We start from the raw sequence: 18850 nt of genomic DNA, 5'->3' as shown, positions 1-18850 counted from the left end.
TCCATGCTCGCCAACCTGACCGCCTACCTCATCACCTCCGCCGCCCGTCTGATCACGGGTGCCCGCGCCCTGTGGCTGGGTTGCACGCCGCTGCCAGTGCAGCGCCTGTACTTCGCCAACCACAGCAGCCACGGTGACTTCGTGCTGCTGTGGGCTTCACTGCCGCAGCCCTTGCGCAAACGCACCCGCCCGGTGGCCGGCGCGGATTACTGGGCCAAGCCGGGCATCCGCGATTTTCTCATTCGCAAGGTGTTCAACGGCGTATTGATCGACCGCCAACGCAGCGAAGGCCAGGGCAGCCCGCTACAGCCGATCCTTGAAGCCGTGGCTCAAGGCGACTCGCTGATCTTCTTCCCGGAAGGCACGCGTAACCTGGGCGACGAGCCACTGATGCCGTTCAGAAGCGGGTTGTACCACCTGGCCGCGGCCAACCCCGACGTCGAGCTGGTACCGGTATGGATCGCCAATCTCAACCGGGTGATGCCCAAAGGCCGCGCCCTGCCCCTGCCGTTGCTGTGCACACTGAGCTTTGGCGAACCGCTGCACCTGCACGCTGACGAAAGCAAGCAGGCCTTTCTCGAGCGGGCCAGCCAGGCCCTGCTGACCCTGGCCCCGAAGGATGCCTGACATGGACGACAACACCCTTTCCCTGTTTGCCGGCATTGGCGCCCTGCTGCTGCTCGCCAGCGTGACCGGCCGCCTGCTGAAGTGGCGCGCCGGCCCGGCGCCACACGCGGTGATCGACAACCTCAACGCCCGCATCAACGCCTGGTGGGTGATGGTGCTGGTGATCGGCATCGCCTTCCTCTTCGGTAAATACGGCGTGATCGTGCTGTTCTATGGCGTGTCGTTCTATGCCCTGCGCGAATTCATGACCCTCACCCCGACCCGGCGCAGCGACTACCCGGCGCTGGTGGCAGCGTTTTATGTGGCACTGCCGGTACAGTACGTGCTGATCGCCATGGACTGGTACGGCCTGTTCAGCATCTTCATCCCGGTGTACCTGTTCCTGCTGCTGCCGATTTTGGCCAGCTTCGGCGGCGATACCACGCGTTTTCTCGAACGTGCGTCGAAGGTGCAGTGGGGGCTGATGATTGCGGTTTACTGCGTATCGTCGGTGCCCGCCTTGATGACCCTGGACATCCCCGGCTACGAGGGGCGGAACCTGCTGCTGATCGCCTGGCTGATCCTGGTGGTGCAGATCAGCGACGTGCTGCAATACGTGTGCGGCAAGCTGTTTGGCAAGCACAAGGTGGCCCCCAACCTGTCACCGTCCAAGACCGTAGAGGGGTTGGCCGGCGGCGTGGCACTGGCCACCCTGATCGGCGCCCTGTTGTGCTGGATCACCCCGTTCACCTTCTGGCAGGCCGCGCTGATGGCGTTGGCGGTCAACGCCATGGGCTTCTTCGGCGGGCTGGTGATGTCGGCGATCAAGCGCGACCGCGGGGTGAAGGACTGGGGCCACATGATCGAAGGCCACGGCGGCATGCTCGATCGCATGGACTCGGTGTGCTTTGCCGCGCCGGTGTTCTTCCACTTTGTGCGGTACTGGTGGGCGTAACGAATGCACGCGTCCGCGATCAGTGTGAAAGCGCCAATTCTCGCAACGCAGCCGAAGCCAGAAAACCGGAGCGGGATGCATAACGGTGATCACGCTTCACTTTGTCGTCTATCCGCTGAAGCAGGTTTTCCGGCAGCGTTGCATTGAAGCGAACCGCTTTGCCCAGATAGGGGGTGACGTCAAAATCCACTACGGCCCACACCCCGCCTTCATAGTCGGGGTTCGCCACATGGACATCGACTTCCTGTGCCTGCGGCAACGGCTCGTTATCTGCTACCAACCCTTCGAAATGAAGCGCCAGCGCCTCCTGAACGTTCTCCAGCGCCTGTGCGACTGTAGCGCCGGCGGAGAAGCAACCGGGCACATCGGGAACGGTCACGCCGTAATCCGAGCCGGTGTCTTTGTGTAATACAACCGGAATCTTCATTGATTACCTCCGTTGACGCTCGTGCTGGCAACGCTACCGGTTTGAATCAGACCGGCCTGTTTCAGAATGCTGCGTACCGTGCCTTTGGGCAGCTCGGTCTTGGGATGAGGAACTGTTACTCGCCCCTTTTTTGTGGGGTGCCGAAATTGGTGATGACTGCCTTTTACCTCGACCTCATACCACCCGTCAGCTTCGATTAGCTGGATGACTTCACGACTGCGCATGCACACTTCCTTCGGCAGTCGATGTGTATCATACACACCGAATTAACCAGAACAAAGCGCAGTACACACTATGCATACGTCTTGAGACTCGCGGACAGTCTGGATGAATCTGTAGGGACATGCGGAGTGACATGAAGGAAGTATCACCCTGCCACCGATGTCCTTGGAATCGTTGCCGACTCATGCCGCCGCAAGCGCCGACAGTGTGCACGTTGGGCTTGCGCACATCACTGTCGAGGTAAACCGCCTAGCATAGCGCGAGCAGACAGCTGGACGTCGAGCCCAGGCAACTGCGGCTCGGCCGATGGCCCTATGGTGACCAGTCATTCAGCCAGTCACCAGGAGTTGTCCCATGTCCGATTTCATCACCGTCCTGCGCGAAACCTGCCCGACGCCGGTCGTGGACGCCACCAAGTGGAAGCGCATCGGCGGCGATCCGCACACCGTCAACCTCAATGCCTACCTGTCGGCCGACGGCAGCAAGATCATGGGCACCTGGATCTGCACCCCGGGCAAGTTCGAGGTCAACTACGAGAAGTGGGAGTTCTGCCACTTCCTCGATGGCTACTGCATCATCACCCCGGAAGGCGAAGAGCCTAAGCACCTGAAGGCCGGCGATGTGTTCGTGATCGAACCGGGTATGAAAGGCACCTGGGAAGTGGTCGAGACCGTGCGCAAGTATTTCGTCTTCGCCTGATCCCTGAAGCTACACATAGCCCTGTGTAGGAGCAGCCTTGCGCTGCGAAGAGGCCAGTTCAGACACAGCAGTTGTGTTGTCTTGGCTGGCCTCTTCGCAGCACAAGGCTGCTCCTACAAACATTTGTAGCCTGAAATACGGGCAAAAAAAATCGCGGGGCAGGTGCCCTTCCCTCTGGTGCGCAGTTACAGAGGGAAGGCCGCCTGGCCCGCGATGAAGCCCACCTCTTGCGTCAATCTTTCTTGCGATAACCCTCGACGATGGCCGAGAAGTCCTTGCCTCCCTCGCCACGCAGGCTCATGGCCTGATACAGCTGCTGGGCCACGGCGCCGAGGATCACCGGTTGGTGAGCCTGGCGTGCCGCTTCAGTGGCCAGCCCTAAATCCTTGAGCATCAGTTCGGCGCCAAAGCCGCCGGTATAGCCACGCGATGCCGGTGCCGTTTCGATAATGCCCGGCCACGGGTTGTAGGTGTCCGAACTCCAGCAACGCCCGGTCGAGCTGTTGATAATGCCGGCCAGCACCTTGGTGTCGATGCCCAGCGCGTTGCCTAGGGCCATGGCCTCGGACACGCCGATCATCGAAATACCCAGCAGCAGGTTGTTGCAGATCTTGGCGATCTGCCCGGTGCCGACTTCACCGCAGTGCACGATGTTGCGGCCCATCTGCTCCAGTACCGGCTTGAGCGTGGCGAACAGCTCGGCGCTGGCACCGACCATGAAGGTCAGGGTACCCGCCGCCGCGCCGCCAGTGCCACCGGACACCGGCGCGTCGCCCAGGTCCACGCCCTTGGCCGCTGCTGCCTTGGACACATCACGGGCGGTCTGCGGGTCGATGGTGCTGCAGTCCACGGTAGGCGTACCGGCACGAATACCAGCCAGCACGCCATCCTCGTTCAGGTACACGCTGCGCACATGGGCCGCAGCTGGCAGCATTGTGATCACCAGCTCGCTGTTGGCCGCCGCGTCCTTGGGCGACGGGCTGATCTGCCCACCCAGTTCTGCCAGCTCGGCCAGCACGGCCTTATTGAGGTCGAACAGGTTCAGTTGGTGCCCGGCCTTGATCAGGTTGCGGGCCATGGGCGCGCCCATGTTGCCGAGGCCGATGAATGCGATACGCATGACTTCTCCTTAGCGCAGGCTGATGGTGGTGTTCACACCGTCATTGATGCTGTCGTCATCAAACCAGCGGGCGGTGACGGTCTTGGTCTGAGTGTAGAACTGCACCACTTGCTTGCCGTACGGGCCGAGGTCGCCGAGCTTGGAGCCACGGGAGCCGGTGAAGCTGAAGAACGGTACCGGTACCGGGATCGGGATGTTGATGCCGACCTGGCCGATATCGATTTCGCTCTGGAACTTGCGCGCTGCCGCGCCGCTCTGGGTGAACAGGCCGGTGCCGTTACCGAACGGGTTGGCGTTGACCAGCGCAATGGCCTCGTCGAGGGTATCGACCTCCAGGGTGACCAGCACCGGGCCGAAGATTTCCTGGGTATACACCTGCATGTCGGTCTTCACGCCCGAGAACAGGGTTGGGCCAACGAAGTTGCCTTGCTCGTAGCCCGGCACCGTGACCTCGCGGCCGTCGAGTTCCAGCTTGGCGCCTTCCTTGATGCCGCTTTCGATCAGGCCCAGCACACGCTCCTTGGCGCGCTTGGAAACCACCGGGCCCACGTCGGTGCCCGGTTCGCAGCCGGCATTGACCTTGAGCTTGCTCGCCGCGTCCTTGATGTCGGGCAGCCACTCACGGGCCTTGCCCACCAGCACCGCCACCGAGGTGGCCATGCAGCGCTGGCCCGCCGCGCCGAAGGCGGCACCGACCAGGGCGTTGACGGTTTGCATGCGGTTGGCATCGGGCAGCACCACGGCGTGGTTCTTGGCGCCCATCATCGACTGCACGCGCTTGCCGTGTTGGCTGCCGAGGTTGTACACATGGGTGCCGACTTCGGTAGAGCCGACGAAGGAAATTGCCTTGATGTCCTGGTGCGTGCAGATGGCATCCACCACTTGCTTGCCACCGTGCACCACGTTGAGCACGCCTGCCGGTACGCCGGCTTCCAGCGCCAGCTCGACCAGCAGCATGGTCGACAGCGGATCCTGCTCGGAAGGTTTGAGCACGAAGGTGTTGCCGCAGACGATGGCCATGGGGAACATCCACAGCGGGATCATGGCCGGGAAGTTGAACGGAGTGATACCGGCGCATACGCCGATTGGCTGGCGCAGGGTGTAGGTATCGACACCGCCGGCGACGTTCTCGGCGAACTCGCCCATCTGCAGGGTACCAATGGACGCAGCGTGTTCGACCACTTCCAGGCCGCGGAAGATATCGCCTTCAGCATCGGCCAGGGTTTTGCCCTGCTCGGCGCTGAGCACCTGGGCAATGCGTTTGGTGTGTTCGCGGATCAGCGCCTGCAGCTTGAGCATGATGCGCATGCGCGCGCCAATCGGGGTGTTGCGCCAGGTCTGGAAAGCGCTGTGGGCAGCAGCCACGGCAGCGTCGACTTCCTCGACGGTGGCGAACGGCACGCGCGCCAGCACCTCTTGGGTGGCCGGGTTGACGATGTCGCGCCACTCGGTAGTTTTCGATTCGACCCACTGGCCGTTGATCAGCAGCTTCACCTGCTCGACCTTGGTGCTGTTAGGGGACTGCGGTGCGTTCATCTGCGTTCTCCTTGGAATTATTGTCGGGACGAGATCGCCAGCGCCAAGCAAACGCGAGGTGGCGTCCTGAGGCTTGTTTCGAGTATAGATGTGCAAACATCCAACAAGAACGCACAAAAAAACCGGATCATCATGCAAAAAGACCTCACATCCCTGAGCGCGCTCAACTGGGACGACCTGAAGTTTTTCCTTGAAGTGGCCCGCACCCGCAAGGCCAGCAGCGCCGCCAAACGCCTGAGCGTGGACTACACCACGGTGTCGCGGCGCATCAGCTCGCTGGAGGGGGCGCTGGGCACGTTGCTGTTCGAAAAGTCGCGGACCAACGGCTTTGTCCTCACCGCCGAGGGCCAGCGCTTGCTCGGTTATGCCGAGTCGATCGAAAGCACGCTACACATGGCGTGCGAGCAGGTGTCCGGGTCGGGCGTAGCATTGTCGGGGCATGTACGCATGGGCTGCACCGAGGGCTTCGGCAGCTTTTTCATCACCCCACAGCTAAGCCACTTCGTTGATGCCTACCCGGCGATTTCTGTGGATATCCTGCCACTGCCGCACTTCATCAGCCTGTCCAAGCGCGAGGCGGACATCGTCATTGCCCTGGAGCGGCCGGAGCATGGGCCTTATGTGTGCTGCAAGCTGTGCGATTACCGCTTGCGGCTGTATGCGACCCAGGATTACCTGGACGGCCATGCGCCGATCCGCCAGGTAGCGGACTTGGCCAAACACCCGTTCATCAGTTACGTGGATGACCTGGCGTTCAGTTCGGAGCTTTTGTACCTGGCCAACCTGATTCCCGGTGCCAACGCGCACTTGCGCAGTACCAGTGTGATTGCGCAGTACACCGCCGCGTTGCAGGGGCGTGGGCTGGCGATACTGCCGTGCTTCCTTGCGGCGCAAGACCCGCGGCTGGTGACGGTGCTGCCCGAGGAGATCGAGGTGACGCGGCAGTTCTGGATGTACTGCCGGGAGGATTTGCGCAAGTTGAAGCGGATTACCCTGTTGTGGGATTACATCCGCGGGGTGACCGAGGCGAATGCACCGTTGTTGATGGGGGAAACCCGCGACATACGCTTTGCCCAGGAGTGATGCTGCTGCGTAGCTCCTTTGCAGGAGCAGCCTTTTGCTGCGAAGGGGCCGGTCATGGCAATACAACTGCTGTGCCTGGTCTGGCCTTTTCGCAGCACAAGGCTGCTCCTACAGAGAAATGTGATAGCTCAGCGGACAGCGATCAGTAGGACGCCACCACGATCGACACCCGACGGTTTTCGGTGCGCCCGGCACTGGTGCGGTTGTCCGCCACTGGCTGGCTGCTGCCCAGGCCGCGGCTCTGGATGTTCTGCGCCTGCATGCCAACCCCGACCAGCGCCCTGGTCACGCTCTGCGCACGGCGCTCGGACAACTGCTGGTTGTACGCCGCTTTGCCCGACGAATCGGCATGGCCGTCCACCCGCACGCCCTGGATGCCAACGCCAAGCAGCGCCTTGCCAATGCGCTCGACAATTGCCTGGCTCTGGCCGTTGAGGCCATCCAGATCGCTACCGAACAGCACTTTGCCGGACAAATCATAGGCCCAGCCTTCATCGGTGGGGGTAAAGCCTTCGCGCTTGAGCACGGCGATCTGTTCGGGGGTCAGGCCTTTTTTGGGGGGGCTCTGGCAACCGGTCAGCGCCAGCACGGCGAGCAACAACGCCCAAAGGGGGAAACGTAAAGCGTGTATCACGGGTTCAACTCCTGTTCTTGATTTCATTGGCGGACCGTTCCGTCTGCGCCACTTGCCAATGGCCACGGCGTTTGCGCTTGGCCTGGTACATCGCCGCATCGGCGGCATTGAGAAGACTGGCGGGGTCAGCGCCGTCATCCGGGTAATAGGCAATACCGACACTCAGTGAGGTGGCGATACTGCGGCCACTGTCCAGCTGCACGGGCAGCTTCATGCTGGCAACAATCTTCTCGGCAATGAGCTCGGCGTCCTCGCGCGACTGCAAAGGTGTGAGCAGTACCGCAAACTCATCACCGCCCAGGCGTGCCACCAAGTCGTGCTCACGCAGTTGGGCACGCACGCGGTCGGCCACGCTGATCAGTACTTCGTCACCCACGGCATGGCCGAGGGTGTCGTTGATCTGCTTGAAGTGGTCGCTGTCGAGGAACAGCAGCGCCAGGTGGTCTTGCTGCCGCGCAGCGTTTCGCACGCTGCGGTTCAGGCGCCCTTCGAAGAAGGCGCGGTTGGGCAGGCCGGTCAGGCTGTCGTGGCTGGCCTGGTGGGCCAGGGTCTGGTTTTCGTTCTGCAGGTGGCTGTGCCATACCTCCAGCTCGTCGAGCAGGGCGTTGAAGTCGTTGCCCAGTTCGTTGAGTTCGGCAATCGGCGCTTCCGGCACGCGCCGGTCGAAACTGCGCTCGCGGCGGGCGGCGTGGGCGACGCTGGCCAGGCCACGCAGCGGGCGGACGATATCGCTGAGCAGTCGCCGCGACAGGTATTGCGCCGCCAAGGCACTGAGTACTGTGCAGAACAGGATGCCGGCCAAGCCGCTCAGCAGGAACAGCAACAGGCTACGGCCCTGGCCCACCAGTTCGATGTGCCCGACCTGCTGTTGCTGGTGCAGGATCGGCAGGTTCACCGGCTCATCCAGCAAGGCGGTGGCTACCTGCACTTCAAGCTTGGCGAGCATGCCAGTATCGGCGCGTTGCCAGTGCGCCAGCAGCTCGCCTTCGTCGTTGAAGACCTTGGCCTCGGCCACCTCCTCGCGACTGGCGATCAGCGCCAGCGATTCATTGGCCGCAGCACTGTCATCGAATACCACCGCCGCTTCCACGGTGTAGTTGATCGACCGGGCGATCAGGTGCAGGTTGTGATTGGCGTAGACGCGCAGGGCGAGCACGCCCAGCAGAGTAAGTGAAATACCGGCCAGGCCCACGGCGAGCAAGGCAACGCTGAGGTGGCCACGGCCCAGCACCGAGCGCAGGGTCGGGCGCACGCCCTGCTTGCGGGTCGGCTTCATGGCTGCACCGCCCGGCGCCGCGACAACTGCAGCACACTGGGGTGGATGCGTACGCCGGAACGCGCCACCGAGTCGAGATTGACGTCAAAGGCCACCTGCTGGTCGCTGACCCGCAGGCAGAACAGGCTGCCAACCGTACACGGGTCGTTCGCTTCGCTGATGCTCAGTACCGGGTGGCCGCTGACGCGCTCGAACAGCCGGTCACGCTGGCCCTGGTCGAGTTTGCCGATGTAGATGGCATCGCAGGCTTGAGCGACCTGAGTGTCTTCTGCCAGCAGGCGCCGCACCTGCAGCGGGCGGCCGGACTCCTGCACATGGCCTTTGATCAGGTCATCGGCGTATTCGGTCGGGCCGACCAGGCACAAGCGCAAGGGTGAAGGTTCGACAGGCCAACGGGCGTAACTGAAGATGCCGAGTACCACTTGGGTGACGGCCTTGGCGCGTTGCTGCACCTGGGCGGCGGTTGTGGCGGTTTCTGCCTGGGCGGGGCCTGCAGAAAGGAACAGGACGGCCAGCAATAGCGAAAGCGCACAGCTTGTCACTCGCCTTGCGGCCACGTTCATGTGGGAAATCTCTTAAAGTCCTTACCACTATCGGCGCAAAGATAGCACATGGCCGCATCGTTGTAGGAATGAGCTGGTTCATGTGTCGGGGTTGATGGCCCAATCGCCGGCAAGCCAGCTCCCACAGGTGCAGCACAGCTTTCAAAGGCTGTGGAATCCCTGTGGGAGCTGGCTTGCCGGCGATTGGGCCTGGTGGTCTTACACCTGTTCCAGCATCAACCCGGAAATACGCCGCACCTTGCGCGCCACCGCTTCTTCGAAAATGCCCTGGCGTGGCTCGACCAGGCTGAAGCAGTGCTTGGCCCGGGTGATGCCGGTGTATACCAGCTCCTTGGTCAGCACCGGGTTGAGCGCATCCGGCAGCACCAGGGCCGTGTGGCTGAACTCCGAGCCCTGGGACTTGTGCACGGTCATGGCAAATACCGTTTCCACTTCATTGAGCCGGCTGGGCAAGACGAAACGCACACCACCACTGCCGTCGTTCCGCGGGAAGGCCACCCGCAGCAGCGGCTCACCGCGCTCGTCCGGCAGGCGCAAGGCAATGCCGATATCACCGTTCATCAGGCCCAGGCCGTAGTCGTTGCGGGTCACCAGCACCGGGCGCCCTTCGTACCAGGGCTGCTGGCTGTCGATCAGGCCGGCATTGTGAAGCACCCGGGCCACCCGTTCGTTGAGGCCTTCGACACCCCAGGCGCCCCGGCGTACCGCGCATAGCAACTGGAAGTCTTCAAAGCTGTGCAGCACCTTGCCTGCCCATTGTTCCCACGCAGGGTTGTCAAAGGCGGTTTCCAGTGCAGGCCGGTAGCGGCCAAGGGTGCGCAGGTAGCTGCGATAGCCCTGCGGGCCTTCGGCACCGCGGTTGAGGCCGTCGAGTAGCAGGCGGTCGAAAGCACGGTCCTGCTCGTGCTTGAGGGCAAGGCTGTGCACGTCGGCCGGCGGCTTGGCCAGCAGGTTGCGCGCCGCGTGGGAATCCTGGCGATTGACCAGCCGCGCCAGCTGGCCGATGCCGCTGCCTTCGCCGAAGCGCCGTGAGAAGCGCAGCATCACCAATTGCTGGGCCAGCGGATTGCGCTGCCCATCACCGGCCTTGAGGCCGCTGGCGGCCAGCGACTCGCCACTGATCTGCTCCAGCCACGCAGCGGTCGCTGGCGAGTAATAACCCTCTTCGGCATCCCGGCACAGGTCGCCCAGTACCGCACCGGCCTCGACCGAGGCCAACTGGTCCTTGTCGCCCAGCAGCACCAGACGCGCCCGGGGTGGCAAGGCGTCGAGCAGGTTGGCCATCATTTCCAGGTCGATCATCGATGCTTCGTCGACCACCAGCACATCCAGCGGCAGCGGGTTGCCGGCGTGATGGCGGAAGTGCCGGGAGCCGGGGCGGCTGCCGAGCAGGCGGTGCACGGTGCTGACGTCAGTGGGGATTTGCCCGCGTACTTCGGCACTGACTTGCAGGCGCTCGACTTGCTGGCCAATGGATTCGGTCAGGCGCGCAGCGGCTTTGCCCGTCGGCGCGGCCAGGCGGATGCGCAGCGGCCTGCCCTGCTCCACCGCCGGGCCTTGCAGCAAGGCCAGTAGGCGCACCACGGTGGTGGTTTTACCCGTGCCGGGGCCACCCGTGATGATGCTGAAACCGGCACGGGTGGCCAGCGCACAGGCGAGCTTCTGCCAGTCCACCTGGCCATCTGGTGCACCGCCCTCGAACAGCTGTGCCAGGCGATCTGACAGGTCGGGCAGCGGTGCTTCGGCCTGGGTCAGGCGCTGACGCAAGGTATGGTCGATACGCCGCTCGTAGCTCCAGTAACGGCGCAGGTACAAGCGCTCACCGCTGAGTACCAGTGGCCGGGCTTGTTGGCCCGGGGTATCGCCAGCGGCCACCAGCGAGCTGGCGGCGATGCGCTGGCGCCAGGCATTCAGATCGAGGTTGGCCAGCAACTGCGACGGCAGCAGCAAGGGCCCGATCAGGGCATCGCCTTCAGGCGGCAGCGACAGGGCGAAGTCGGGCTCGGCCAGGGTTTGCTGCAGGTCGAGGCAGACATGGCCGTGGCCCAGTTGGTGGCTGGCCAATGCTGCCGCCAGCAACAGCAAGGGATCACTGCCGGGGGCGCGCTCTTCGAGGAACGACACGAACGCACGGTCCAGGGCCCGCAGCCAGCCCCGCTCTACCCAGCGGTCGAGCAGTTGCAGCAGGTCACCGCTGTCATGCTGCGGCGCCAGCGCCAGCAAGTGCTCGGCGTGCAAAGGGGTGGGCAACAGGTCAACCAGGTTTCGGCTCATATCTCGGCTCCGGCAAACAGGTCCTGCTGTGCCGGTGGGTGCTCGCCACGGAACAGCGCATCAAGGCTTTCGATCAGCTCGCGCGGTGGCTTGGTGTGGTACACGCCGTGGCCGCTGCTGCTCGCGCCGCGCAGGAAGATGAACAGGGCGCCGCCGACATGGCGGTCGTAATCGTAGTCCGGCAGGCGAGCGCGCAACTGGCGGTGCAGGGCCAGCAGGTACAGCACGTACTGCAGGTCGTAGCGGTGCTCGATAATGGCCTTTTCCATGGCCATGGCGTCGTAGGCCTGGATGTCCGGGCCCAGCCAGTTGGACTTGTAGTCGGTGACGTAGTAACGCCCGTCCAGCTCGAACGCGAGGTCGATGAAACCTTTGAACATGCCGTTGAGCACGGTCGGCTGCGCCGCCGGGCGTGCCAGGCCCGGATGGGTGTGGCGTGCCACCAGGCGGTCGAGTTGTTCGGCGTCGACCTGGTGGCTCGCGAACCAGAACTCCATTTCGATCTGGTAATGACGCAACTGCCCCAGCGTCACGCCCTGGTCGCTGCCCGGCAACGGGAGCGCCTCGCCCAGCAGGCGTCGCATCCACTGGCTGAGGGTGGGGATCCAGCCGGTCCAGTCGCGGCGGTTGCAGCGCTGGCCAACGGTGCGCTCGATCAACTGCGGGTCACTGCTGACCTGGCTGAAGCCCTCGCGGCCCGCCCATTCCAGCAAGCCATGCAGGAAGGTGCCGGGGTTCGGCCCCCGCGGGAAGCGGTGAATGTCGCCACTGTCGGCAGGCACCTCGCGCAGTACCTGGGCATCGACCACTTCGTCATCCAGCAGTTGCTGGGCCTGCGAACTGTCGGCAACCAGCGCCTGATCGCCGATACGCAGGGCGCTGTACGAAGCAATCCACCAATGCTCGGCCGCTGCGCGGCGCGGCTTGCGTGCGGGCAGCAGCTCACGGTCGGCATGGGGCATGCGATATACCTGCTCATCTGCCGGCGGCAGGCCCGGGCAAGCGATGTGCGGGCATGTCGCGGCCAGCGCCTGCAACCACTGGGTAAGCTGCTGCGAGCCTGCCAGGGCAAGGCCACCACCCAACAGATAGCCAAGTGCCGAGCGGTGCAGTTGTGAACTCTTTTGATTGCCGCGCTTCAGGTCGGCAACACCCAGCCAGCAAGCATGCTGGGCACGGGTCAGGGCCACGTAGAGCAGACGCAGGTCTTCGGCCAGGCGCTCGTCGTCGGCGCGCTCGATCTGCGCCTGGTCCGGGGTAAGGGTGAGGTGGGCGTCGCCGTGGCTGTCATGCCAGGCCAACGGCAGGCGGCTGCCGTCCACCGGTTTGCTGGTGCAGATGAACGGCAGGTAAACCAGGGGATACTCCAGGCCCTTGGACTTGTGGATGGTCACCACCTTGACCAGCTGTTCGTCGCTCTCCAGGCGCAGGATCTGCTCTTCACCGGCCTGCCCGGAACTGGCCAGGTGCTCGGCCAGGTGGCGAATCAGCGCCTGTTCACCGTCCAGCTCACCCGCCGCCTGCTGCAGCAGTTCGGCCAGGTGCAGCAGGTTGGTCAGCACACGTTCGCCGTCACTGCGGCGGATCAGCGTGCGCGGCAGTTGGAAGTCGTGCAGCAAGTGCCGCAGCATGGGCAGTACACCTTGGCGTTGCCAGGTATCGCGATAATGGCGAAAACGCATGACCCAACCTTCCCAGACCCGTTCGTCCTGGTTCAGCCGATCCAGCGCGGCCAGCGACAGGCCAAGTGTCAGGCTGGCCAGTGCGGCCTTGAGCAGGCGCTCCGAGTCTGGCTCGGCGCAGGCCTTGAGCCAGGCCAGCAGGTCGTGGGCTTCCTGGGCGGAAAACACCGAGTCCTTGTCGGACAGATACACACTGCGCACATCGCGTGCGGCCAGCTCGGCGCGGACCATCTGCGCTTCATGGCCGTCACGCACCAGGATGGCGATGTCTGAGGGCAGGCACGGGCGCAGTTCGCCTTCGCCATTCTGGAAGCCCGCTGTGCCCTGCTGACCGCCATTGAGCAAGGCGACGATATGGCTGGCGCAGCTGGCCGCCAGCTGCTGGCGGTAGACACTGCTGGAGACTGGCTCTTCGCTCGCCAGCTGCCAGCATTGCAGGGCTGCGCTGGCTTCCCCGTCAATCAGCAGCTGTTCGCCACGACCCTTGGCGCGGACTTCGATGAACGGCAGCGGGTTGTCATCGGGCTCGCGGAACAGGAATGCCCCGCGCCCCGCATCACGCGCCTCGGCTTGCAGGAATACCTGGTTGACCGCCGCGACCATGGCCGTGCTGGAGCGGTAGTTGGTGTCCAGGCTATGCAGCCGGCCGCTGGTGGCGCGCCGTGCAGCGAGGTAGGTGTAGATGTCGGCACCGCGGAAGGCGTAGATCGCCTGCTTGGGGTCACCGATCATGAACAGGCCGGTTTCTGCGCGGTTTTCGCTGATCTGGTAGATGCGCTCGAAAATGCCGTACTGCAGCGGGTCGGTGTCCTGGAATTCATCGATCAGGGCTACCGGGAACTGCTCGCGGATCAGGCCGGCCAGGCGTTCACCGGCCTCGCTGGCCAAGGCGTGCTGCAGGCGCACGAGCATGTCGTCGAAGCCCATTTCCGCACGCCGGCGCTTCTCGATTTCGAACCGCGCCGATACCCAGTTGGCGGCATGCTCGAGCAAGGGCGCCTCTGGGCTGTCCAGGGCCTGCAATTGTTGCGGCAGTGTCTGCATCGCGTTGAGGGCCGGGTGCTCGGGTGGTTCGCCCTTCCAGGCTTCGGCCATGCCGTCTGGCGTCAGGCGGGTGAAACCGGTACCCAGGTCGAGCTCCACGAGTTGCTCGTCGCCGGCCCAGGCAGAGAGCTTGTCGAACCAAGGCTCGAAGTAACGGGCCTGCATCTTGCGGCCATCGACCTGCTTGGCGGCCAGCGCATCGCGGCAGATTTGCCGCAGTTCGTCGGCCCACTGCGCCCACGGCGCCTTGAGCCGGGCCAACTGTTCGCCACGTTGCTGCAGCGATGCCTGGATCAGGGCTGCGGGCTCTGGCCCGTCCTGCTGGGCGCGCACGCGGCCGAACAGTGGGCGAATGCGCGGCAGCAAGGCATCGGGGCTGCCCCAGTTGCCACGCACCCAGACCAGTGCGTCACCTTGCATGCCATAGCAGAAGCGCCGCCAGTAATCACGCATGACCTGGCCGAGCAGCTCACTGTGGTCGGTTTCCAGGGTCTGGGTGAACAGGCTGCCGCTGTCGAAGGCATGCTCGCGCAGCATGCGCTGGCACCAGCCGTGGATGGTCGATATCGCAGCCTCGTCCATCCACTGCACGGCGATTTCCAGGCGGCCTGCACAACGCGGCCAGGCCTCTTGCGGATAATCGTCACGCAGCTGATGCAGCAGTGGGTCGGCGCGTTCCAGTTCGCCACGGAAGAACCGTGCAGCCTCTGCCAGACGGGCGCGGATACGTTCGCGCAGTTCCTTGGTGGCTGCGTCGGTGAAGGTGACCACGAGGATCTGCGGTGGCAGCAGCTCGCGACCAAAACCCTGCTCACCTCCATGGCCGAGGATCAGGCGCAGGTACAGCGCCGAAATGGTAAAGGTCTTGCCCGTACCGGCGCTGGCCTCGATCAGCTGGCTGCCGTGCAGGGGGAAACTCAGTGCCAGAGGACGGTCCTGGGTCATGCGCCTTTCTCCGGGTTGCCCAGGGTCTGCCAAGGGGCGGTGAACAATGGGCGGTACAAGGTTTCGCACCAGCCTTCAAAGGTTTCGTCAGCGGTGAGTGCGGCGAAGTCGCGGTACTGTCGGGCCAGGGCGATGCTTTCCGTGCGCTCACCGAAACTGGTACGCTCGTCGCCCTCATAGGCACGGGCAGCTGCGGCCAGGGCTTTGTCGGCATCGTCCTGGGCCAGCCAGGCGAACGCGGTCTTGGCTGCAACCGGCAGCGGCGCGTTCATCGCCGCCTGGCGGGCCACCAACAGGTCGCCCAGCAGTTGGGCGGCCTGGTCTTGCGGCAGCGGTGCGAGCAGCAGAGTCAGGTCACTGGCCACCAAGGCACTGTTGTAGTGGTAGCCCGCCGCGCAGGCCGCCAGGTGCGTAACCCAGGGCGCAATCAGGCGGTGCCACTTGAGGTTGTTGCGCCCGGCGCTGATGGTGTTAGGCACGGTGGTGATGCTCAGCAGGCTCTGGTCATCAGCCTGGAACACACGGCCCAGCCAGCCTTCGAGCCGATGTTGGCCGTGCTCGAAATGCACCGGCAACGCGCCCTCGACCAGCTGGGGCCAGCGTTGCAACAACTGGCGGTGGCGTTGCAGCAAGTCTGGTAGAGGTTCGATCAACTCGCTTTGCAGCAACTCGCCAAAGCCGGCCAGCGGCAGCAAGCCACAGGCCTGCAGACGTCGGGCCTGTGCCTGCAAGGCTTGCTCGGCATTGTCCGGCTCGGACAGCGCCGCACCCAGCAGGCTTTCGCTGGCGCCGTAGCGTTGCAGGGTATCGAGAACGAACGGTTCTTCATCTGGGGTTGGCGCTTCCAGCGCTTCGAAATACACCTTCAGCCGCTGACTGAAGAAATGCCGCACCGGGTGGCGCAGAAAGTCATTCAGTTGGGTGAGGCTCAACGCTTCATTGTCCTGGTAAGGCGGCAGGTCGGAGTCGCCCTGCTCATCCTCCTCACTCTGCCGGTGCAGCACCTGCCATTCGTGGGCGAAGCTGAACAGCGGGCTGCCCTTCTCGAAGTAACGCGAGCTGAACGGTTGCAGCGGGTGCTCCTGGGTCAGGGCGTGTAAAAACTGCTCGCCCGGTTGTGCAGGCTGCCCTTGCTCTGCGCCGGCCAGATGCCAACCGGCGGCGAGGTGATCGCGCAACTGGCCGATCAGTACCGAGGCCGGGCGTTCGCTGTTGTCGCGGATACTGCGCCCGATCCAGCTGATATACAGCTGGTCACGTGCCGACAGCAGCGCTTCGAGCAGCAGGTAGCGGTCATCTTCGCGCCGCGAGCGGTCACCGGGTCGGTAGTCGCTAGCCATCAGGTCGAAGTCCAGCGGTTGCTGGGCGCGGGGGTAGTCGCCATCGTTCATGCCCAGCAGGCAGACCACGCGAAACGGGATGGCGCGCATGGGCATGAGGGTGCAGAAGTTCACCGAACCGGCGAGGAAACGTTGCGACAGCTTGCCCTGGTCGAGGCCCGACAGCCAGGCTTCACGGACTACGGTCAGCGGCAGCGGGTCTTGCAGGTCAACGGCCTCGCACACTTCGAGCCAGCTGTCGCGCAGCTCCTGCAACTGCATCAGCAGGAATTCGTCGTGCTCGCCCTCCGCGAGGAAGAACACTTGCAACAAGGCATTCAGGCGCTCCCCCCACTGGCTGACGGTAGCAGGCTCGGACAAGGCTTGATAGGCCACTTCGAGCGCGTCGAGCAGCGCGGCCAGCGGGCCGATCAACGCCGCGTCCAGGCCACCGATTTCATCGTAGGGTTCGATGCCATCACACGCTTCACCCACGCCCACCGCGTAGCCCAGCAGCATGCGCCGCAAGCCAAAACGCCAGCTGTTCTGTTCGAGCCCTGCGGGCAAGCCCAAGCTGGCCCGCTGCTCGGCATTAAGCCCCCAGCGAATGCCGGCGCCCTCGATCCAGCGGTGCAGGGTAGGCAGGTCGTTTTCGCGAATGCCAAAACGTGCCCGCACGGCCGGTACGTCCAGCAGGTCGAGCACTTCGCTGACCGCGAAACGGCTGTCCGGCAACTTCAGCAGGTGTTCGAGGGCGATCAGCAGAGGCTCGCGACCGCGCTGGCCCTGGTCGGTGAGGGTGAACGGAATGTAGCGCGGGTCATTGCGTTGCAACTGGCCGAACACCGCGCGGATATGCGGCGCGTAGGTGTCGACGGCCGGCAGCATGACGATCACGTCACGCGGGCGCAAGGTAGGGTCGGCGCTGAAGCGGGCCAGCAGCTGGTCGTGCAGGATCTCCACTTCGCGTTGCGGGCTGTGGGCAATGTGGAAACGTACCGAACGGTCTTTCACCGTGTCGACTGCCGGCCAAAGCTCGCGGGTTTCGGCGAGCGGGCGCAGCTCGAGAATGTCGTCCTGCAACTGGTTTAGCAGCGTTGTGGGCGAGCCATCACTGAATAGATCGATGCGGCCATCGCTGAACACACCCTGGTAGCTGCCTGGGTCGTCATAACTGTCGAGCAGGTTGATGTAGTCGCGGCCTTGTTTGCCCCAGGCTGCCAGCAACGGGTGGGCATGTTGATGCAGCGACTGGTCGTCCAGTTGCAGGGGCATGCCCTGCTTGCGCTGCTGGCGCTTGTACTGATGGCGCAGCAAATCCTTGTCGGCAACGATATCGGCCCAGTGGTGGCGGCAGGGGTTGTGCACGCACAGCAGCACCTGACTGAAGCGTGCCAGGCCCGCCAATGCTTCCAGGGCCTGGGCTGGTAGCGAAGAGATACCGAACACGATCACCCGCGGTGGCAGCCCGGCCGGTGCCTGCTGCAGGCTGTTGATACGCTCGATGAAGCGCTGATGCACCCCGGCGCGGCTCTGTGCCATGCCCGCTTCACCGACATCATCCAGCAGCGCACGCCACAATTCGGCCTGCCAGCGATTACCCGGGGGCAGCGCTTTACGCTCGCCGCGGGCGGTGTTGAGAATGTGCTCGCCCGCCGCCCAGTCCTTGAGCCAATCAGCGCGGTAGACCTGGTACTGGTCAAACAGGTCGGCCAACCGCTCGGCGAGCTGGTAACGCTTGCGCAGGTCGCTGTCGTCGGTAAGGAAGCGCCGCAGCGGTTCGAAATGCGGTCGCTCGATCAGGGCCGGCAGCAGGCGCATCAGGCGCCAGGTCAGCGGGGCCTTGTCGAGCAGGGAAACTTCAGGAATTTCGTCGCGGCCCAACACGCTTCTGTATAACTGCCACATGAAGCTGCCGGGCAGTTGCACATCGATTGCGGCGGCGATGCCACAACCACCCTGGTCGTCTTCAAGCGGATCTTCGGCTAGGGCGAGCTTGAGCCATTGGGCGATGCCATTGCTTTGTACCAGGGCGATTTCGTTTTCCAGCGGCGCCAAGGGGTAGCGACGCATCCAGCTCACCACCAGACTGCGCAGGTCGTCGAGGCGGTTGCCGTGGACGATCATGAAGCCGGGGTGGAGAGTGGTAGTAGCCATTGAGCATTCCCTGGGAGGCGGTTGATTCCGATGCGGAACCATATCACGGGGCATGCCGTGGACCATGGCATGCATGGAGACAAATCTTTTCCTGGGCGGAAAAGACAAAACCCCTACCTGCATGCGCAGATAGGGGTTTTGCGAAATGAATCTTGACGATGACCTACTCTCACATGGGGAAACCCCACACTACCATCGGCGATGCATCGTTTCACTACTGAGTTCGGGATGGGATCAGGTGGTTCCAATGCTCTATGGTCGTCAAGAAATTCTGTAGCCAGAATGTCCAGATGGACAGCCCAGCGAAT

General features: G+C 63.7%; 14 protein-coding genes and 1 rRNA gene. 4 read left to right on the top strand and 11 right to left on the bottom strand.

The features are described from left to right. Nucleotides 1–3: 3 nt before the first annotated feature. Together E8E78_RS13245 and E8E78_RS13240 are read left to right on the top strand one after the other, a co-directional pair. Nucleotides 4–627: a lysophospholipid acyltransferase family protein gene (locus E8E78_RS13245; protein WP_016497906.1), complete on the top strand. Its 624-nt coding sequence runs from the start codon at nt 4–6 to the stop codon at nt 625–627. Between the two features lies 1 nt (nt 628). Then, a complete protein-coding gene (locus tag E8E78_RS13240; RefSeq protein WP_016489124.1) occupies nt 629–1561 on the top strand; it encodes a phosphatidate cytidylyltransferase in 933 nt (310 codons plus the stop codon). Between the two features lie 19 nt (nt 1562–1580). On the opposite strand, the gene E8E78_RS13235 is transcribed toward E8E78_RS13240, so the two are convergent. Beyond that, complete coding sequence (locus tag E8E78_RS13235; protein ID WP_049274991.1) at nt 1581–1988, bottom strand: type II toxin-antitoxin system HicB family antitoxin; 408 nt, start codon at nt 1986–1988, stop codon at nt 1581–1583. Next, a complete protein-coding gene (locus E8E78_RS13230) occupies nt 1985–2212 on the bottom strand; it encodes a type II toxin-antitoxin system HicA family toxin (protein ID WP_019473103.1) in 228 nt (75 codons plus the stop codon). The genes E8E78_RS13235 and E8E78_RS13230 overlap by 4 nt, the downstream gene beginning before the upstream one ends. 352 nt (nt 2213–2564) lie before the next feature. Here E8E78_RS13230 and E8E78_RS13225 point away from each other — a divergent pair, with 352 nt between their 5' ends. Next, on the top strand, nt 2565–2909 hold the full coding sequence (locus tag E8E78_RS13225; protein ID WP_003258412.1) for a cupin domain-containing protein: 345 nt from the start codon (nt 2565–2567) through the stop codon (nt 2907–2909). Nucleotides 2910–3141: 232 nt separating this feature from the next. Here E8E78_RS13225 and mmsB read toward each other — a convergent pair whose 3' ends face one another. Both mmsB and E8E78_RS13215 read right to left on the bottom strand, forming a co-directional pair. After that, the gene (gene mmsB, locus E8E78_RS13220) at nt 3142–4029 is read right to left on the bottom strand and encodes a 3-hydroxyisobutyrate dehydrogenase (RefSeq protein ID WP_016497903.1); all 888 of its coding nucleotides are present in this window, start codon (nt 4027–4029) and stop codon (nt 3142–3144) included. Between the two features lie 9 nt (nt 4030–4038). Then, nucleotides 4039–5565 carry a CoA-acylating methylmalonate-semialdehyde dehydrogenase gene (locus E8E78_RS13215; RefSeq protein WP_049274989.1) on the bottom strand — a complete coding sequence of 509 codons (1527 nt, stop codon included), beginning with the start codon at nt 5563–5565 and terminating at the stop codon, nt 4039–4041. 132 nt (nt 5566–5697) lie between these two features. On the opposite strand from E8E78_RS13215, the gene E8E78_RS13210 reads away from it, so the two are divergent. After that, nucleotides 5698–6648 (top strand): LysR family transcriptional regulator, encoded by a 951-nt coding sequence (locus tag E8E78_RS13210; RefSeq protein ID WP_084967072.1) that lies wholly within the window; start codon nt 5698–5700, stop codon nt 6646–6648. 142 nt (nt 6649–6790) lie between these two features. On the opposite strand, the gene E8E78_RS13205 is transcribed toward E8E78_RS13210, so the two are convergent. The 7 genes from E8E78_RS13205 to rrf all read right to left on the bottom strand — a co-directional run bounded on the left by E8E78_RS13205 (nt 6791) and on the right by rrf (nt 18808). Then, nucleotides 6791–7282, bottom strand: a complete 492-nt coding sequence (locus tag E8E78_RS13205) for an OmpA family protein (protein WP_049277953.1) — start codon at nt 7280–7282, stop codon at nt 6791–6793. 4 nt (nt 7283–7286) lie between these two features. After that, on the bottom strand, nt 7287–8558 hold the full coding sequence (locus E8E78_RS13200) for a diguanylate cyclase (RefSeq protein WP_049277956.1): 1272 nt from the start codon (nt 8556–8558) through the stop codon (nt 7287–7289). After that, nucleotides 8555–9121 carry a YfiR family protein gene (locus E8E78_RS13195; RefSeq protein ID WP_016497897.1) on the bottom strand — a complete coding sequence of 189 codons (567 nt, stop codon included), beginning with the start codon at nt 9119–9121 and terminating at the stop codon, nt 8555–8557. The genes E8E78_RS13200 and E8E78_RS13195 overlap by 4 nt, the downstream gene beginning before the upstream one ends. A 198-nt stretch (nt 9122–9319) precedes the next feature. Further along, entirely contained in the window at nt 9320–11395 is a 2076-nt protein-coding gene (gene recD / locus E8E78_RS13190; protein ID WP_049277958.1) for an exodeoxyribonuclease V subunit alpha, read from the bottom strand. Continuing rightward, a complete protein-coding gene (gene recB, locus E8E78_RS13185) occupies nt 11392–15066 on the bottom strand; it encodes an exodeoxyribonuclease V subunit beta (RefSeq protein WP_049277959.1) in 3675 nt (1224 codons plus the stop codon). Before recB ends, recD begins: the two co-directional genes overlap by 4 nt. Beyond that, nucleotides 15063–18542 carry an exodeoxyribonuclease V subunit gamma gene (gene recC / locus E8E78_RS13180; RefSeq protein ID WP_049277962.1) on the bottom strand — a complete coding sequence of 1160 codons (3480 nt, stop codon included), beginning with the start codon at nt 18540–18542 and terminating at the stop codon, nt 15063–15065. Before recC ends, recB begins: the two co-directional genes overlap by 4 nt. A gap of 150 nt (nt 18543–18692) precedes the next feature. After that, a 5S ribosomal RNA gene (gene rrf, locus E8E78_RS13175) occupies nt 18693–18808 on the bottom strand. Nucleotides 18809–18850: the final 42 nt, after the last annotated feature.

Origin of the sequence: Pseudomonas sp. BN505, assembly GCF_029873175.1 — a bacterium.
In the GTDB taxonomy this organism is placed as follows: domain Bacteria; phylum Pseudomonadota; class Gammaproteobacteria; order Pseudomonadales; family Pseudomonadaceae; genus Aquipseudomonas; species Aquipseudomonas putida.
Note: the sequence above shows the minus strand (reverse complement) of the source record. Positions and strands in the feature narration are given on the sequence as shown.

Bases quoted from the DNA above. Each gene is read 5' to 3' on its own strand.
- E8E78_RS13245 (WP_016497906.1), top strand. From the start codon at position 4: ATGCTCGCCAACCTGACCGCCTACCTCATCACCTCCGCCGCCCGTCTG.
- E8E78_RS13240 (WP_016489124.1), top strand. From the start codon at position 629: ATGGACGACAACACCCTTTCCCTGTTTGCCGGCATTGGCGCCCTGCTG.
- E8E78_RS13235 (WP_049274991.1), bottom strand. From the start codon at position 1,988: ATGAAGATTCCGGTTGTATTACACAAAGACACCGGCTCGGATTACGGC.
- E8E78_RS13230 (WP_019473103.1), bottom strand. From the start codon at position 2,212: ATGCGCAGTCGTGAAGTCATCCAGCTAATCGAAGCTGACGGGTGGTAT.
- E8E78_RS13225 (WP_003258412.1), top strand. From the start codon at position 2,565: ATGTCCGATTTCATCACCGTCCTGCGCGAAACCTGCCCGACGCCGGTC.
- mmsB (WP_016497903.1), bottom strand. From the start codon at position 4,029: ATGCGTATCGCATTCATCGGCCTCGGCAACATGGGCGCGCCCATGGCC.
- E8E78_RS13215 (WP_049274989.1), bottom strand. From the start codon at position 5,565: ATGAACGCACCGCAGTCCCCTAACAGCACCAAGGTCGAGCAGGTGAAG.
- E8E78_RS13210 (WP_084967072.1), top strand. From the start codon at position 5,698: ATGCAAAAAGACCTCACATCCCTGAGCGCGCTCAACTGGGACGACCTG.
- E8E78_RS13200 (WP_049277956.1), bottom strand. From the start codon at position 8,558: ATGAAGCCGACCCGCAAGCAGGGCGTGCGCCCGACCCTGCGCTCGGTG.
- E8E78_RS13195 (WP_016497897.1), bottom strand. From the start codon at position 9,121: ATGAACGTGGCCGCAAGGCGAGTGACAAGCTGTGCGCTTTCGCTATTG.
- recD (WP_049277958.1), bottom strand. From the start codon at position 11,395: ATGAGCCGAAACCTGGTTGACCTGTTGCCCACCCCTTTGCACGCCGAG.
- recB (WP_049277959.1), bottom strand. From the start codon at position 15,066: ATGACCCAGGACCGTCCTCTGGCACTGAGTTTCCCCCTGCACGGCAGC.
- recC (WP_049277962.1), bottom strand. From the start codon at position 18,542: ATGGCTACTACCACTCTCCACCCCGGCTTCATGATCGTCCACGGCAAC.